This is a genomic window from Arenibacter palladensis, from assembly GCF_900129275.1.
GTDB classification, from domain to species: domain Bacteria; phylum Bacteroidota; class Bacteroidia; order Flavobacteriales; family Flavobacteriaceae; genus Arenibacter; species Arenibacter palladensis.
On the sequence record NZ_FQUX01000008.1, the window covers coordinates 199,858 to 217,176 of the forward strand.

At 40.2% G+C, this 17,319-nt stretch carries 12 protein-coding genes; 7 read left to right on the top strand and 5 right to left on the bottom strand.

Going from position 1 to position 17,319, the window contains the following annotated elements:
- Positions 1 to 10: 10 nt before the first annotated feature.
- The gene (locus tag BUA60_RS18535) at positions 11 to 1,303 is read right to left on the bottom strand and encodes an MFS transporter (RefSeq protein WP_218587953.1); all 1,293 of its coding nucleotides are present in this window, start codon (positions 1,301 to 1,303) and stop codon (positions 11 to 13) included.
- Between the two features lie 690 nt (positions 1,304 to 1,993).
- Between BUA60_RS18535 and BUA60_RS18540 the strand changes: the two genes are divergently transcribed.
- A complete protein-coding gene (locus BUA60_RS18540) occupies positions 1,994 to 3,043 on the top strand; it encodes a LacI family DNA-binding transcriptional regulator (protein WP_072864333.1) in 1,050 nt (349 codons plus the stop codon).
- Positions 3,044 to 3,104: 61 nt separating this feature from the next.
- On the opposite strand, the gene BUA60_RS18545 is transcribed toward BUA60_RS18540, so the two are convergent.
- From BUA60_RS18545 to BUA60_RS18555, 3 genes are read right to left on the bottom strand one after another with little or no spacing between them, the layout of a single operon-like run.
- On the bottom strand, positions 3,105 to 3,836 hold the full coding sequence (locus BUA60_RS18545) for an HAD family hydrolase (protein WP_072864334.1): 732 nt from the start codon (positions 3,834 to 3,836) through the stop codon (positions 3,105 to 3,107).
- Positions 3,837 to 3,860: 24 nt separating this feature from the next.
- Positions 3,861 to 4,706: a DUF4249 domain-containing protein gene (locus tag BUA60_RS18550; protein WP_072864336.1), complete on the bottom strand. Its 846-nt coding sequence runs from the start codon at positions 4,704 to 4,706 to the stop codon at positions 3,861 to 3,863.
- Between the two features lie 6 nt (positions 4,707 to 4,712).
- Complete coding sequence (locus BUA60_RS18555; protein ID WP_072864338.1) at positions 4,713 to 7,079, bottom strand: TonB-dependent receptor; 2,367 nt, start codon at positions 7,077 to 7,079, stop codon at positions 4,713 to 4,715.
- A gap of 863 nt (positions 7,080 to 7,942) precedes the next feature.
- Here BUA60_RS18555 and BUA60_RS18560 point away from each other — a divergent pair.
- The 5 genes from BUA60_RS18560 to BUA60_RS18580 all read left to right on the top strand — a co-directional run bounded on the left by BUA60_RS18560 (position 7,943) and on the right by BUA60_RS18580 (position 11,061).
- Positions 7,943 to 8,482: an RNA polymerase sigma factor gene (locus tag BUA60_RS18560; protein WP_072864340.1), complete on the top strand. Its 540-nt coding sequence runs from the start codon at positions 7,943 to 7,945 to the stop codon at positions 8,480 to 8,482.
- Positions 8,482 to 9,027 carry a hypothetical protein gene (locus tag BUA60_RS18565; RefSeq protein ID WP_072864342.1) on the top strand — a complete coding sequence of 182 codons (546 nt, stop codon included), beginning with the start codon at positions 8,482 to 8,484 and terminating at the stop codon, positions 9,025 to 9,027. Before BUA60_RS18560 ends, BUA60_RS18565 begins: the two co-directional genes overlap by 1 nt.
- Positions 9,002 to 10,099 (top strand): hypothetical protein, encoded by a 1,098-nt coding sequence (locus BUA60_RS18570; RefSeq protein WP_178347031.1) that lies wholly within the window; start codon positions 9,002 to 9,004, stop codon positions 10,097 to 10,099. Before BUA60_RS18565 ends, BUA60_RS18570 begins: the two co-directional genes overlap by 26 nt.
- A 76-nt stretch (positions 10,100 to 10,175) precedes the next feature.
- Positions 10,176 to 10,844 carry a hypothetical protein gene (locus BUA60_RS18575; RefSeq protein ID WP_143153236.1) on the top strand — a complete coding sequence of 223 codons (669 nt, stop codon included), beginning with the start codon at positions 10,176 to 10,178 and terminating at the stop codon, positions 10,842 to 10,844.
- A gap of 1 nt (position 10,845) precedes the next feature.
- Positions 10,846 to 11,061 (top strand): hypothetical protein, encoded by a 216-nt coding sequence (locus BUA60_RS18580; RefSeq protein ID WP_072864348.1) that lies wholly within the window; start codon positions 10,846 to 10,848, stop codon positions 11,059 to 11,061.
- A gap of 48 nt (positions 11,062 to 11,109) precedes the next feature.
- On the opposite strand, the gene BUA60_RS18585 is transcribed toward BUA60_RS18580, so the two are convergent.
- Entirely contained in the window at positions 11,110 to 12,006 is an 897-nt protein-coding gene (locus BUA60_RS18585; protein ID WP_072864350.1) for a DUF808 domain-containing protein, read from the bottom strand.
- A gap of 323 nt (positions 12,007 to 12,329) precedes the next feature.
- On the opposite strand from BUA60_RS18585, the gene BUA60_RS18595 reads away from it, so the two are divergent.
- A complete protein-coding gene (locus tag BUA60_RS18595) occupies positions 12,330 to 17,318 on the top strand; it encodes a translocation/assembly module TamB domain-containing protein (protein WP_072864354.1) in 4,989 nt (1,662 codons plus the stop codon).
- Position 17,319 lies beyond the last annotated feature (1 nt).

A 17,319-nucleotide genomic window follows, 5' to 3' on the forward strand; every position in this document is an offset into this window, starting at 1 on the left:
GTTTTTATGACTAATTGCTTTGTACAGAGGCATAATCCTTGGATATAAAAAAGCAGGAAATTGCTCCCAGAATAAAACATATCCCTACAAAAGCAAGTGCATTTCTTGGATCGCCCAAAAACAATGAATCATAAAAAAACGGTACTGTAGCCATACTTATAAATTGGGGAACTACGATAAACATGTTAAAAATGCCCATATAGACCCCCATGCGTTCCTTGGGTACCGAATACGATAGAATAACATAAGGCACCGCCATAATGGATGCCCAGGCAACCCCCACTAAAAACATGCATATATAAAACATGGTGGTAGTGGTGGCAATTTGCATGGCAATAAAACCAATAGCCCCTATTACCAAGAAAACAGCGTGGGTTAGCCTATGTCCCAATTTTTTACCTACCCATGGAATGGCGAAAGAAATGGTGAAACAAGCTACACTAAATATGGCAAGGCTTACACCTCCATAAAAGGCTCCCTTTTCAAAATCGGGATGTTCCGGAGAGGCGGCACCAAACACGTGCCGTGAAATGGCCAAGGACAGATATTGCCACATTAGGGGCAGGCCATACCATACAAAGAACATAACCCACCACAGCTGCTTCATTATTTTGGGCATGCTAACAATGGCCTCCTTCACTTCAATAAAAACCTTGGCAACACTGCCCTTATCCTTTTTAAATTCCTCCATATTCTCCGGAGGATATTCGTCCGTAGTAAAAATGGTCCACAACACCGTACCCAGCATAACCATGGCCCCCAAGACAAAGGAATATTTTATGAAATTGGGTATTCCGTTGGCGTTCTCCAACTCTGCGATTTCGCCATAGGCCCCAAGGGTAATGATCCCCAAAAAACCAAGTAACCAGGGCATAATGTTGGCAGAAAACTGGCCCAAACCAACAAAGAAACTTTGAACCGAAAACCCTAAAGTTCGTTGTTCAGCCGGTAGTTTATCCGCTATAAAAGCCCTAAAAGGCTCCATAGCAATGTTCATGGAGGCATCCAATATCCATAATAATCCGGCAGCCATCCAAAGTGTAGAGGAATAGGGCATAAAAATCAGGGCAATACTCGCAAAAATGGCGCCCACTAAGAAATACGGGCGACGCCGTCCCAATTTGGTCCATGTTTTATCGCTCATGGCACCAATAATAGGTTGTACCAACAACCCTGTTAATGGCCCTGCAAGCCACAACCATGGTATTTGCGCCTCATCTGCCCCCAAATATCTGTAAATAGGACTCATGTTGGCCTGTTGCAGACCGAATCCGAATTGAATACCCAGAAATCCGAAATTCATATTCCAGATTTGCCAGAAACTTAACTTAGGTTTATTTAACATAGGTATCTTGTTGGAGGTTAGAATGTTTTTTTATTAATATGTCAAAAGCCTATTGGAACTTTTATGCTGCTTATCCTTCCAATTCAATGAGCAGACACGGGACCTTAAATTAAATGCCCTATCTCCATAATGTGGTATCAAAAGAACTTATTAAAGCTATGCAATTCATTTGATAATATTCCCAGTTTTTTTTAAAGTCGCCCCCGTTAAAATGGGAAGCAGTTCTTTAATGACATGGATCGTTCTAAACAAAATAAGAAATGAAAAGTAAAAGAGCTGACCCTAGTCACCTAAACATCAACTCTATTTACACTTCAATCGAAAAAACAATCAACCAACCTAAAAAATCTATATTTCGTTAAAGGCCTTCCTGTCCATCAAGATGATGGAATTCCAACCTAGTTATTTACAACTATTCACCATCTGTCCCACACAACCAAAATTCGTTTCTCCATTGACTATTTGATAAAGGGATTTTGAATGATTTTGGAGCATCAATATTTAGTAAGCTTTGGAACAATCTTGGTGTAAGATATATCTAAAATTGGCTTTAAATATTAAATTGATTAACGAAAACGATTTCGAAATGAACGAAAACGTTTTAGATTTTCTATTTTTTAGTATATTTAATATAAATTCAAACCTAAGATGAAACCTGTTACCTTAAAAGAAATAGCAGATCAACTTAATATTTCTGTGACCACTGTTTCAAAAGCCCTAAAGGACTATCCGGACATTAGTAAAAAAACCAAGGCCTTGGTGAAGGAGTTGGCCCAGACCCTGAACTATAAGCCCAATGCCTTTGCCGTAAACCTAAGGACCAAAGAATCCAAGACCATTGGCCTGATAATTCCAGAAATTGTACACCATTTTTTTTCCAGTGTTATCAAGGGCATTGTTGCCCAGGCAGAAAAAAAAGGATATCTGGTCATAATTCTTCAGTCCAATGAATCCTATGAATTGGAAAAAAAACAGATTCAACTGTTATTGAGACAACGTGTTGATGGTATTTTAATTTCCTTGGCCAATGGTACTGCAGATTATAACCATCTTACCGATGTTCTGGCACAGGATAAACCCTTGGTAATGTTCGATAAGATTGCCAAATTGGTAAAATGCTCCAAGGTGATCATCGATGACAGAAAAGCGGCCTATGTGGCAACACAACATTTAATTGATACAGGCTGTAAGCGAATTGCACATTTTAGAGGTGCCCTTTTACCGCAAAATTCCATTGATAGGTTTCTAGGCTACAAAAAAGCTCTATTGGACAACAATATGCCCTACGACCCCTCTTTGGTGTACATCTGCCAGTGTGGGGATCAGAGTTTTGAAGAAGGAAAAATGAATGCACGCCAATTGTTAAAAGACCACAAGGATGTGGATGGCATCTTTATAAATACCGATATGGTAGCTATTGGGGCCATTACGGAATTCAATGAACAAGGAGTAAAAATACCAGAGGACATCTCCATTGTGGGATTCAGCAATTGGTTTATGTCATCCGTCATTTCCCCAAGCTTAACCACGATAGACCAACCGGGATACGAAATGGGCAAAGCTGCTTTTAAACAACTTTACAAGGAAATGCAACAGGTAAAAAATAAAGAGCCTATTGTTTATAAAGACATTGTACTAAAAACGGAGCTAGTTAAAAGACAATCATCCAAAGAGGTCCTACATAAAACAATACACTGACCACGCGAATTGACAGCTGGCCATGCACCCTTGACCCCATTCCAAACCTAGGGCCTCCCCGCTAACGACTTTCCTTTATAAATTGGTAAACCCTGTGGATAAGTTCCTTGGGGTCGTCTATTATAAAAGAAGGGGCAAGTACATTTGCGGCATGCACCTCACTTCTGGTAAGGGGGTTGGTTACCGCAAAGACGTTCATCCCTGCGGCAAGTCCCGCCTTAATACCATGTAACGAATCTTCAATAACCAAACATTCTTCAGGTTCCATTTTGAGCATTTCCTTTACTTTAAGATATATCTCCGGATGTGGCTTTCCTTGGAGAATATCAACGCTAGTAAGGATAATATCCAGTTTTCCCCGGATTCCCATAGCCTCTATTACCATGTCCGCCTCAAAGCGATGCGACATGGTAGCCACGACCGTTTTAAAATTATCTTTGTGAACGCTACGCAGCAGCTCCATATTGTACTTGCAAAAATGACTGGACAAGAGCGTTTTATCGTTCAGCATTTGATGGTATATGGCAATTCTGCTTGTGATAATCCTCTCTTGTACAGCTTCCGAATCCAGGCCATCCAAATGCTCGGATAAAGGCTTTTTGTATTCCTCAAAAAGTCCATTCACAACGCCGGCCCTGGAAAGTCCCACATACTTCCCAAAACTGTCCAACACCATTTTCTGGGATACCGACCCCTTGGTCAAAATCTGAATGGCCTGGGCATAAGATTCCGCTTTTAATATTTCGGTATGCACCAAGGTACCATCAAGATCAAAAATTATTGCTCTTATCATCTTGTAATTAAATTGGCAAAACGGTTATTGGAAGGTATAACTTTTTTTCACCATTTCCGTTAGTCTAAAGTATCCGTAGGCATAATTATCCGGATTGCTTTCATTGATGCAATTTCCCTTAAGGGGTACGGGCGTGGAACTAAAAAGACCAGTACCTCCCGACTGTTCTATAAGGATTCTTATGAAATTGTAATAATGTTCAGAGATGCCATAAAATTCAATGTCGATGATATCACCAGGAACAAATGCCTCTTTTTTATCGGTGCTTTCATCTTCCTCCTTCTCAAAATACCAACTAATTTCGTTCCCGTTTACGAATTCGTCATCCGCATCCTCCAAATAAGGCAAAAGATCGCCCCGTTCCTTAAACTTAAATAGATAAAAATTTTCCTCCTCCTCGGGGTCGCTAAAAATAACGTTAACCTCAAGGTCTTCATCGTTAAAACCTTTATTTCGCGATTGGGTTAGATCTGTAATATCCACTACCGGCACTAATCTCTCCGTGGCCGTATAGGTTTCATTATTATAAATCACCTCCAAGGTATAGGTCCCGTTTAGTACAGGTACAAATGAGGTAGTGGTATATTGCCCATTGTTTTGGTCCTCAAACACATATGTTTCCCCATTGGCCTTGTTGGTAACGGTAACGGAGGCCCCGGTTACACTGGAATTGCCATTGCTCCCAAAATAGGGTGTGGAAGTGCTAAGCTTAATAGTTTGCTCGTTCCCAGAAGTTCCTTTTTCCCAATCCAAGGAGGCTTCTATAGTTAATCTTGCCGGTGCCGATTGCACGTCTACATCTATCACATCTGTACAGGCACTAAAAGTGATCAGGATGGAAATAATTGCAAGTGTTATATATGTCTTCATTTTCTATTAAAATTTAAAGTTATAGGTTACTGATGGCACAATGCCGAAAATAGCCGTTCTGGTGGCTTCATTGGCCCCCGTATCCACATTCTGTCCGAAAGAGATGGAAGCTGCATTTTTATGATTATAAACATTGTACAAACCAAAGACCCACTCCCCTTTCCATCTCTTGTTGGGTTTTCTGTTGGGTCTATAATTAGCGGAAATATCCAATCTATGATAGGCTGGCAGGCGGTCGGAATTGCGATCCGAGTAACTGGCAATGGACAAATCCTCATAGATATACTGACCGTTGGGATAAGTGACCGGTCTTCCTGTTTGAAATACCAGATTGGTTCCAAACGACCATTTCTCATTTAATTCAAAGGCCCCTGTCAAAGAGAAATCATGGGTCCTGTCATAAGCGGTGTTGTACCACTTACCATCGCTGATTCCCAAACCTCCGGCATTGCCCCCTGGAGTTCGTTGTTCCGATTTTGACAAGGTATAGGCAAACCATCCTGTAAACCTACCTTCATTTTTTCTAGCCAAAAACTCAAGTCCATAAGCCCTGGATTCCCCGTTCAGAATTTCTGTTTCAATAGTATTGGTCCCAATAAGGTCGGAACCGTCTATATAATCTATTCTGTTATCCGTGGTCTTGTAATAGGCTTCCACCTCCAGGGAATACCGCTTGTCATCAAAATTTCTAAAATAGCCCAAGGCAAATTGATCCGACAATTGTGGTTTTACAAATTTGCCGCTGGGCGTCCAAACATCCAGAGGCGTTACCGAAGTGGTATTGGACAATAAATGGATATACTGTGCCACACGTGAATAGCCAGCTTTTAATGCCGAGTTGTCGCTTAACTGATAAGCCATTGAAACCCGTGGTTCCAAATTGCCAAAAGTTTTAATAGCTTCACTTTTTTCATAGTAGGTCTCACCTACGGCCGTACCCCTTTCGTAAATACCCAAAAGTTGGTTGTACACCACCGGTTTGTCGTCCTCATATTCCGTCATGGCCTGCCCTCCCATACGGCTAAAGAAACTATAACGCAGACCGTACTGTACTGTAAGCGCATTGGTCAGCATATGTTCTGCATTAATGTACAATGCCCCTTCAAAAGCTTTTTTACGGTCCAACGACAAAGGATTTATTTCGGATGTTTCTGATGTAGGCAGAATTTGTCCCGGATCAAAATCGTAATAAATGCCACTTGCCCCAAAATCCAGTTTAAATTTTTCACTGGTATAATACTTCAGATCATATTTTATATTGTAGTTGTTTATAGAGGAAATCCAATTGAATTCTTCAATTACAATACCCAGATCATAGTCGTATTTACTATATATTAAAGATAGGTTGGAGAAAAGCCTGTCGTTAAAAATATGGTTCCAGCGCAAATTTCCCGACAGGTTTCCATAACTGCTATTAAAACTTTCCCCAAGTTCAAAGGCATCCCTGCCAAAATATCCGGAAAGAAAGAGCTGGTTACTTCCATTTAGGTTGTAATTGGTCTTTAGATTTAGATCATAAAAATTGGCGCTATTATCTTGACCGGCAGCTTTCAAAAATAAATGGGCATATGATCCTCTTCCCGCAATTAAGAAAGAACCCTTTTCCTTGAACATTGGGCCTTCCAAGGCCAATCTGCTTGAAATAATTCCGATTCCCCCTGTCATGGCAAAATCTTTACTGTTCCCATCCTTCTGACGTACATCCAAAACCGAAGAAGTCCTTCCTCCAAATCGGGCAGGAATACCGCCCTTGTACAATTTAATATCCTTGATGGCATCTGCATTAAAGACCGAAAAGAAACCCAATAAATGCGATGTATTGTAAATAATGGCCTCGTCCAGCAGTACCAAATTTTGGTCTGCCGCGCCCCCTCTAACATGGAACCCACTGGAACCCTCGCCATTATTGGTAACTCCGGGCAGCATTTGTAAGGATTTTATAATGTCCAGCTCCCCCAACACCACCGGCATTTGTTTTACCGTTTTCATGTTCAGTTTGGCAACACTCATCTCCGGCTTTCTCAAAATAACTCGTTCCGGTTCCTCGGCCGTCACCACAATTTCGTCCAATTGGGTAGAAAACTCCATGATTTCAAAATCCATTTTTTGATCCCGATCTAGGGTTATCTCCTTTTTTAATTCTGTAAATCCGATATAGGAAACAATTATTTTGTGATTGCCTTTTGGCGCGGTAAGGGAGTAAAAACCGTATTCGTTGGTGGTGACGCCTATTGTGGTCCCCTCCAAAAAGACAGAGGCCCCAAAGAGGGTTTCCCCATTACTGCCATCCATAATGGTACCACTTACGGTATACCTTTCCTGAGCGGATGTTATCCCCGCGAATAGTATAAATGATAGAAAAATGTTTTTCATTCTTTGATTATTGAATATTTCATTATTGATTGTTAGTTTTTTTATGATTGCGTACCTAAAACAGCCCTATGCCGTTACTTTATAGTTTTGATTGATGAATAAACTTCCTAAGTAGCTGGGTACCGCTGCTGATTGATTGATAATTTTTGCTACATCTAATTCCCTTTATATTTTAAATGGTTAAAATTCTTCTTATGTCCCGGCCAAATCCATATTACCATACAGGCCAATCCATACAACACCTTTTGTTGCTATTGCCTACCCTATAAACCGATGGTTCCAAGGGGCATTGAATATTTCCATGACAAAATTGTGCATTCATTTCCTTTCAAACGTTCGGTAATGAAAATCCGAACCTTATTTTAAGGAAAGCACCCTTTTTTCAAAGTTTTAAAATTGACATACCGCTTTATGTATTTTTGGTGTTGTGGGGCCAGATCCTATAGGGATATATGCGTTACATGAATAAGTATACCTTGGGTATTTATTAGACCATCCTTTTTCCTTATTACCATCAATGCCCCTCGTTAAACATCCAACACTTAACAAACTGGATTCCGTCTTAAGGGACATTGGTTTTCTTTTTTGATTTCTTGATTTCAATTTTCGTGTTTCATGATTTTCATATGGCCTATTGACAACCGAAAAAAGTAAAGGTTGCATATTCCAGGAAAAATTATTTCGATTCTTCCCTTTATAGTGTACCCTGCCAAAATTTGGGTTATAAGGGCCTTACGCCGTTTTGGACCCCTCGCGAAATAAAAGAGTGAAAAATATTTTTCCCTCTAGATGCAACTTTTTCAACAATTGTTTGTCTATTATTTCAAATCCCCCTGATTGGACCGTTAAAACCATTTTTTTAGTTGAAAACCAATATCCGTTTTACACACCAAGAACTTGTTGAAAAGAGCAAGTTGGGCGACCGAAACTCACAATTTCAATTGTATGAACAGTATGTAGATGCTATGTACAATGTTAGTATGCGGATGTTGTGCAGCAAGGAAGATGCGGAAGATACCGTTCAGGACAGTTTTGTAGAGGCTTTTAAGAATTTGGGGAATTTTAGATACGAAAGCACATTTGGTTCTTGGCTAAAAAGAATTGTCATCAATAAAAGTATTAACCATTTAAAACTAAAACGGATTCCTTTGGTACCAATAATGGACCATGAGTATCATCTCACTGACGAACCTATTGAAAATGTAGCGGACGTAGATATTGAAAAAGTAAAACGAGGCATTAAAAAGCTGCCGCCAGGTTACCAACAGATCATACACCTATACTTGATAGAAGGATACGATCATGAAGAAATTGGGGAAGTATTGGGAATATCAAAATCCACCTCTAAATCCCAGTACCACAGGGCAAAGAAAAAGTTACTTGAAATTATAAAAGAAATGTAATGGATTATTTTGAAAAACATATAAGGGACAACAAGGCATTGTTCGACGAACACAGGGCGGACAGGGCTAAAATGTGGGCCAAAATAGAATTGGAACTGTCCAATACCGAACCTAAGGTAGTTCCGTTGTGGAAGTCTCCATTATTTAAGGTGGCAGCCAGTGTTGTATTGCTCTTGCTACTGTCTTTCCTAATTGGCATAACGGTCTATGGCAGCTTCCAGCAAGGCGGGCAAAGCAATGTGGTCTCCCAAGAGCTTATGGACATAGACATGCATTATAGCAACTTGGTGCAGCATCAGGTACAATTAGTAAAAGACCATCCGGACCTATCACAGGAGGACAAGAAGGAATTTCTATCGTTCATGGACGAATTGGATGAAGAATACGAAGTACTAAAATTGGAAATGCAAAAAAACCTTGGCAACGAAAGGGTCCTGGAAGCCATTATTGGCAATTATAAAAAAAGGATTGAACTCATAGAAAACTTATTGAGGCAAATAAACGATTCAAAAATGATAAATGACGATTATGGATACACCTTATAAAAACTCTCTATTATGCCTAGCTATGGTCCTTATGGCCAATTTAATGCTAGCACAGGAAAAAGTATCTAAAACCATATCGGAGACTTTTGAAATGACCAATGCAGGAGAACTCCAAGTGGACAACAAATATGGCAATATAACCATTCATGGGTGGTCCAAGAACAATATTTCCATTACCGTGGATATCGTTACCTCCCATAAAAAAATGGAAAATGCACAAAACCTATTGGATCGTATTGAGCCCAATATTAAGGCAATGACCGATTTTGTTACTATTAGCTCGGAAATTGCCGAAAAAAACAAAGGTTTTTTAGCGGAGTATTTCAACAAAGCAAATCCGTTCGACTTTGACCGAAGTAATGTACAGATTAATTATTCCATTTATTTACCGGCCAATGCGGTGGTGGATATCAACAATAAGTTTGGCGACGTAATTCTGGAGGATTGGACCGGCAAATTAAAAATAGATGTGCAACATGGAGATATTTGGATCAACAAAAACCTTAAAAACGCAGACATTGTCCTAAAATATGGCAAGCTGAAGGCCAAGAATATAAACTTTGGAAGTATCAATTTAAAAAATGGCAGTTTATCCCTTGGCAAATCCAAGGATTTAAGACTCACCAGTAGCGGTTCGGCTATAGATTTAGAGGAGATTTCCTCCTTGGAAATCTATTCCAGCAAAGATGAAATTACCATTGATGCCGTGGAAGACATACACGGGGCATTGGAATTCTCCAACCTAGCATTGGAGAATGTGGACGATGAAATTGATCTGGTCATGAAAATCGCGGAATTTAAAGTATCGAATATTCATAGTGCGGATGCCAAGATAAAAATTCAGCAACAATCCTCGGAAATAATTCTTAATGTTCAGGATTTCTCCTTCAGGTTTAATGCCACCTTGGAAGAAGGCCTGTTGCGCCTGCCAAAAACCTTCGAAAACGTAGAAACCCAAATGGTGGATAAGGGAAAAAGAATACGCGACATAAAGGCTACCTACGGCAATTCCAAACAGGGTTCCATTTCCATAACGGGTGAAAAAGGAGTAATTCTTTTAAAGGAACTTTAAAAAAAGTTATAAAAAAATGCAACTTTTTACAGCGTTTGTTGTCTACTATAACATCATCAATCAAAAATCAAACAGCATGAAATTAAACAAAGTAATTTTACTTCCCCTTTTATTGGGTTTTATAAACACAACATTTGCCCAGGACACTACTGGCGATTATGTAGAGTTTAATGATCGAAACAATGTAGTTCACGGGGTCTACTTAGGTCTAACAACCCACTATGGGGAAATTGAGGACAAGGATACCTTCTTTACCAGTTTACAGGTCGCCTATGTGGCCAACCAACAATTTGAAATAGGGTTTGTGGGCACCTTCTTCTATTCGGACCAAAATATTTATAGGGGTCTGTCCATGTACGATGAAGATCTTATTGGCGCTTATGGAGGGCTGCATTTAGAACCTATTTTTTTTAGCAAAAACCTCGTTAACCTCTCATTTCCAGTCTTGATAGGAGCGGGCGGCATGGGCTATATAGATGACAATTATAGCGACCATGATTTTGACGAGCAAGAATTTGAAGATAACGCACAGGCCTTTTTTATAGTTGAACCCGGGATAAACGCCTTGTTCAATATTTCCAGGTACTTACAATTGGAGGCTGGCGTAAAGTATCGATTTTCGAATAAATTCAACGATGCCAGAAGCTTTGCCCCCATTAAGGACATCAACGGCTTTTCTGCCGGAATAGGAGTCAAAGTAGGCATTTTTAATATGGGAAGGAATAGGTACAAAAAGAACATATAATATGAAAAATACAACCAAAAGCATTTGCTGCATCTGCCATGATGTTATTGAAACCCAGCATGTATTCTCAGAGGACAATCAGGTTTTCCTAAAAAGAAATACAGTCGATTCCTCAAATGGATCAATCCCCAGGGACCAGTGGTATCCAATTAATTTCCAATGGATATCGGACATGGAGCTAAGAAATAATTTAGCGCTGCAATCAAACTTGGACTAATTGGCTAAATGGCCTCTTCCTAGTTTTAAATCGAATATTTACCAGTATTTATTTGTGGTCGGTATTGCGGTTTGGCCATATCATGGGTAAAACCATCTTAAATACCATTATCACCAATAAACAAAGGAAACCTATTACCAGACCGGCCAAAAATTCCCCCACTATGGCCGGTAAGGCCTCTAGCCAATGATGGAGAAATTCCAGGTTATGTACAAAAATGCCTCCGGCCACCAGAACCAGGGCAATGGTTCCTATTACCGATAAACTTTTTATAACTACAGGCAGTGCACCCACTAAAAACCTTCCAATAGAATCGGATATACTGTGCTTCTTACCATTGAGCTCTATAAGCTTTAATCCAAAGTCGTCCATCCTAACGATCAGCGCCACTATGCCATAAACCCCTGCCGTTGCCACCAGGGCTATTATGGAAACTACCATTACTTGGGTCCAAATGGGTTCCTGAACTACCGTACCTAGGGCAATGATTACTATTTCTACGGAGAGAATAAAATCGGTTATAATGGCCGATTTGATTTTTTCCTTTTCCAAAAGCAAAATTTCTTTTTTGGTCAAATAGGTTTTTACTTGCTCCTCCTTTGGGTGTTTGTGGGGCACAAAAAATTCATAGATTTTCTCTGCCCCTTCATAGGCCAGATAAAGTCCGCCCAACACCAAGATTACCGTGACCGCAACCGGCACAAAAGCACTGAGCAGAAAAGCAATGGGAAGAATGATCAATTTGTTCAGTATGGACCCTTTTGTAATGGCCCATAGCACTGGAATTTCACGTGAGGAAACAAAACCTGAAGCCTTTTCGGCATTTACCGCCAGATCATCTCCCAAAATGCCGGCCGTTTTCTTACCGGCAATTTTGGTCATTGCCCCAACATCATCCATTAAACTGGCGATATCGTCCAGCAAAGCAAAAAATCCTGATGCCATATAATTACACGCTATTAATTAATATTATTTTTTTCGCTACTATTTTTTGTCCCCAAAACTAGGGCTCCATGCCGGCAAATATATTTTATAATTTCAATACCTACATTTTAATTACAAGAATAGGTCCTTTTCCCCAAAAATCCAGGCTCAAAAAAATCCAATCTTTCCCCAATATGCTTTTAGCCACCAACCAAACCTGCCAATTATTGCCTAATATATTTGGACTAATACCCTTTTACCGTATATTTTATTTAATAAGTTAGCATAAGTATCGTAAAAGCGCATTTTCTATTTCGCTAATGATGATCTTTGGGCTACGAACTATGACAACAACCAAGTCAAAATATCGATTTCTTAGAAGGGCCGCCAAAGTTGTTTTGGTACTTGCTTTGCTTTTTATTGCATTGGTACTTATCATTAGAAGCCCATGGGCCCAGAATTTCATAGTAAACAAGGCAACACATTACATATCCGGCAGGACCAACACCAAAGTTGAAATAGACCAACTATTTATAACTTTTTCAGGGAACGCTTTTTTAAAAGGATTATACCTGGAGGATCAAAAAGGGGATACCCTACTGTACTCCAAAACCATGGAGGCAAATGTGCCTCTTAGAGCCCTGTTGTTCCAAAATGAATTGAATTTAAAGTCACTTGAATGGGAAGGTTTGCGCGCTCAGATTGAACGAAATTCCGATTCGGAGAAATTTAATTACCAATTTCTCATAGATGCCTTGACATCGAAGGATACCATTTCCCAACAGTCCAATGCCGCAGCTATGAAGGTAAAAATAGGCACTCTTGATTTTTCCGACTTTAAACTATCCTATAATGATAGGGCTTCGGGTTTAGAGGCCAAACTGGACATGGGCACCCTATATATAAATGCCGATAAGACCGATCTTGAAACCATGAATTATGAGTTGGACGAAGTGGCATTAGCGGATACCAAAATCCAATACAAACAAAGCAAACCTTTTGCCCCACAGGACAATCCGGACACTAAATTCCCCTATTTGGTGATCAACGAACTAAATTTGAACAATATTCTAATGGAATACAATTCCATACCTGAAAATGTAGTGGCAAAGGTAAGATTGGGGGAATTTAAACTGGACCTTCCCAAAGCTGATCTTGCGAAAAACGAGGTGGAAATAGCATTGTTGTCCCTAAAAAACTCGGACATTTCCCTACAACTCCAAAAGGATAACCCCGTGGTAACGGATTCTACAGCGATTCCTACAAGAAAGTCAGCCTTTTCTTGGCCCGATTTCACATTGGCTGCAAATAAAATTTCCCTCGAAAACAATTCTTTACTTTACCAGTTAAACAATACTCCATCTTCCACAGGGCAATTTAACCCCAACCATATAGCCTTGTCCAATCTTACCTTAAACGCCACGGACCTCAACTACCAACCTAAAAATGCCAGTCTAAACTTGGACCGGTTTTCATTCTTGGAAAAAAGTGGCTTCGCATTAAACCAATTGGCCTTTTACGCCAGTCTCAACGATACCTCGGCCTCCGTTTCGGGCTTAAAAATGGAGACCGGCTCAAGTACTTTGGATGGAGAATTCTCATTGGATTATCCTTCAATTCAAAAACTAATAGATTCCCCAGGGAACACAAAGGTAGACCTGCAATTCAACCAAATAAAACTGGCACTTCAGGATGCCCTTTATTTTGAGCCTACCCTAACAGAAAATGAATATTTTACTATTGGCCAACAACATCCCATATATGGAAATTTAAATTTACAGGGGACACTTGCTGATCTGAACTTATCCAAATTAAACTTGAATTGGAGCAACACTGCCTTGACAGGTGAAGGCCAATTATTCCGGGTAACTGAACCCGATTCACTTGCCTTTGATATTTCAACCTTCAAAGCCACCTCCACCATTGCCGACCTAGAGTTATTTGTAACCGAAAAGGACCTGAATATTTCGCTGCCCCAGACTATTATGGTCGAAGCCAAGGCAAAGGGCAGTTTAAAAAACGTTTCCGGGGAAGCCCTTGTAAAAATTCCCGAAGGCACTGCCCAAATCACAGGAAACTATTCCAATCTAAATACGATTAACTTTAACGGTAACCTTCAAGTGAGCGATCTACAATTGGGCAAGTTGTTACAAAATGATCAACTGGGCACCGTGGCATTTACTATAAATGCATCCGGAAGCGGTAGCAGTATCACTACTTTGAATGCTGAAATGGATTCCAAATTCGACCAACTTTCCTTCAAAAATTACGATTTTGCCAATCTGGATCTCAATGGAAAAATCCGTAACGGAAAAGGCAACATAAACCTCAATTTCAAGGATGAGAATCTAAATTTTACTTCCAGGACAGGAGTAGATTTGAATTCCTCAAATTCAAAATATGGCCTACAACTAAATGTAATTGGTGCGGACCTTCAAGCCCTTGGAATTACTACGGAAAATATAAAGGCTGGGCTGGAAATGGAAGCCGATTTCACTGGCAACCCAAAAGACTTTATACTGGACGCTTCAATAAAAAATGGGGTGGCTGTTTATGATGGACAACAATACCAAATGGGTGAAGTGGAAATTAAATCCAAAATCGATACCCTTAATACGGAAGTTGCCATTATCAGTGATTTTCTTAGCGGGAATTTATATTCCAACGGCTCTCCACAAGGTATAAACACTTCCTTAAAACAATATTTTAAAAATTATTTTCAAGATTCAATAGTACATACCTCCGCTGCCGACACTTTAAAACTAAAAATGGAATTGAAATTGATTCCAAATTCCATACTAACCAAGGTATTTTTAAAGGATCTGGAACAATTGGACTCTATTGGTGCGCACGCCAATTTTGATGCGGCCAAAAGAACCTTGGTGTCGGACTTACAAATACCCTATACCAGATATAAGGGAATGGCACTTGACAGTCTAAGCTTTTCCATAAATGGGGATGCTACGAATCTCAATTTCAAGGCAGGTCTGGCCAACCTCCTGGCCGATCCGGTGGACCTTGGAAGAACCACATTGGAGGGTAGGTTGGACAATAGGCAATTATTGGTGGATTTCAGTTCTTATGATGGCAATGAAAAAATAACGCACATTGCTTCCGAAATAACGCTGGCCAGGGACACCACCCTACTCCATATCAATCCCTTGGAGTTAATATTTAATAAAAAGGAATGGACCATTCCTCAGGACAATCAAATATCCATAGCAGAGAACTTTTTGGAATTCCATAAGGTAACCTTAGAAAGAAATTCACAAAAATTAAGCCTTGTAAGCGTAGTTTCCGAAAAGGAGGAAAAACCTCTTAGGCTAACCTTTGAGCAATTTAGACTTCAGACATTTATAGGCATGCTAAACCCCGATAGGCCTTTGGCATCTGGGATTGTGAACGGGGATTTCACCCTTGAAAATCTATTCGGTGCCACTGGGATCGTGGCAGATTTTAATATAACCGATTTAGAAATTTTGGAACATGCCCTTGGCAATCTAAGTCTGAATGCCAATTCCAAAACTAATGGAACCTACGATTTTAATCTAGCTTTAAAAGGCGGCGGCGCAGATATTGACCTTAACGGGGATTATGCCGCATCCGAAACTGGTGCACAACTAAATTTGGATCTGGATCTAAATAGGATAGACCTCCAGTTTATAGAAAAATTCTCCCAGGGAAGTTTGAAAGATTCCCATGGTACGCTATCCGGAAATATTGATGTTTCCGGGACAACTTCTTCCCCTATATATTCCGGTTCCGTTAATTTTCACGACACTGATTTTAATGTGGCAACGTTAAATTCTGTATTTAGAATTTCCGATGAAACCCTTAAAATTGATAACAAGGGGATTTATATGGACAATTTTCAGATTACGGACGCCAATGGCAGCAACTTTAAAATGAACGGTTCCATTGGCACTGAAGAATTAACAAATCCCAAATTCAACATCAGCCTAAATGCCGAACAATTCCAAGCCCTAAACTCCACAAAAGAAGATAACGAATTGTTCTATGGCAAGTCCAGTTTTGATCTGGACCTAAGTGTCAAAGGCTATTTAAAGCTCCCGGTCATAGAAGGGAGAATCCGGGTCCGTAAAATAACCAATATTACCTACGTAGTCCCCAAAGAGCAGTTGGATGTACAGGAGCGTGAAGGAGTGGTCCTTTTTGTTAACCGTGACAATCCCGATGCCATCCTCACCAGAAATGACCAGGAAGAAACCCCCGCTTTTTTTTCCGGCATGGATGTTAATGTTATTTTGGAAATTGCGGACGATTCGGATTTTAACATCATCATTGATGAGCGTACCGGAGATAACCTTAAAGTATCTGGCAATGCAACCCTAAATCTGAATATAAAACCCAACGGCTCAACAAATCTCACTGGCCGGTACGAACTAAATGCTGGGCATTATGAGACTTCTTTGTACAATCTGGTAAAACGAAGGTTTGAAATCAACCCAGGTAGTACCATTGTTTGGCAGGGCGACCCAACGGACGCCAAACTGGACGTAACCGCTGTATACGAGGTGGAAACTTCGGCATCACCTCTGATGTCATCCGTTATTTCCGGTGAGGATATAAGTGTTGTCAACAAATACCGCCAAGTACTACCCTTTTTGGTATACCTTAATGTTGACGGGGAATTGTTGGAACCAAAGCTGTCCTTTAGACTGGATATGCCCGAAGACGAACAAGGCTCCCTTGGAGGGGCTGTTTACGGTAGGGTGCAACAGTTAAACCAACAAGAAGCAGAGTTGAACAAACAAGTATTTGCCTTATTGGCTCTTAATAGGTTTTACCCCGATTCTGGCAGTGATGGAAGTATGGGAGGTACGGCAGCCATTGCAAGGGACAATGTAAACAAGGTGCTTTCTGGACAGATCAACGCCTTTTCCGACAAGGTTTTTGGAAAATCGGGATTTGAGGTCGATTTTGACCTGGATAGTTTTACGGATTATCAAGGAGATAGTCCACAGGACCGCACCCAATTGAACATCAATGCCAAGAAAAAATTGTTCGATGATAGGTTGGTAGTAACGGCGGGCAGTGCTGTGGATGTGGAAGGGAGTGCGCAATCTGGCCAAGAAGAAACCCCGATTATTGGAAACGTAAGCCTAGAGTATTTACTTACCAAAGATGGGCGTTATAGACTAAGGGGCTTTAGAAAGAACGAGTACGAAAATATCATAGACGGTCAATTGATCGTCACAGGAATAGCCCTGATTTTCAACAGGGAATTCAATAAGTTTAGTCAGTTATTCAATCCCCTGAAAGAGACAAGTACCACTGAGGACAAGGAGAAGGGAGATAAAAAAAATAAATAGG

Coding starts and splice junctions, on each gene's coding strand:
- BUA60_RS18535 (WP_218587953.1), bottom strand. CDS start 1,303: ATGAATTTCGGATTTCTGGGTATTCAATTCGGATTCGGTCTGCAACAG.
- BUA60_RS18540 (WP_072864333.1), top strand. CDS start 1,994: ATGAAACCTGTTACCTTAAAAGAAATAGCAGATCAACTTAATATTTCT.
- BUA60_RS18545 (WP_072864334.1), bottom strand. CDS start 3,836: ATGATAAGAGCAATAATTTTTGATCTTGATGGTACCTTGGTGCATACC.
- BUA60_RS18550 (WP_072864336.1), bottom strand. CDS start 4,706: ATGAAGACATATATAACACTTGCAATTATTTCCATCCTGATCACTTTT.
- BUA60_RS18555 (WP_072864338.1), bottom strand. CDS start 7,079: ATGAAAAACATTTTTCTATCATTTATACTATTCGCGGGGATAACATCC.
- BUA60_RS18565 (WP_072864342.1), top strand. CDS start 8,482: ATGGATTATTTTGAAAAACATATAAGGGACAACAAGGCATTGTTCGAC.
- BUA60_RS18570 (WP_178347031.1), top strand. CDS start 9,002: ATGACGATTATGGATACACCTTATAAAAACTCTCTATTATGCCTAGCT.
- BUA60_RS18575 (WP_143153236.1), top strand. CDS start 10,176: ATGAAATTAAACAAAGTAATTTTACTTCCCCTTTTATTGGGTTTTATA.
- BUA60_RS18580 (WP_072864348.1), top strand. CDS start 10,846: ATGAAAAATACAACCAAAAGCATTTGCTGCATCTGCCATGATGTTATT.
- BUA60_RS18585 (WP_072864350.1), bottom strand. CDS start 12,006: ATGGCATCAGGATTTTTTGCTTTGCTGGACGATATCGCCAGTTTAATG.
- BUA60_RS18595 (WP_072864354.1), top strand. CDS start 12,330: ATGACAACAACCAAGTCAAAATATCGATTTCTTAGAAGGGCCGCCAAA.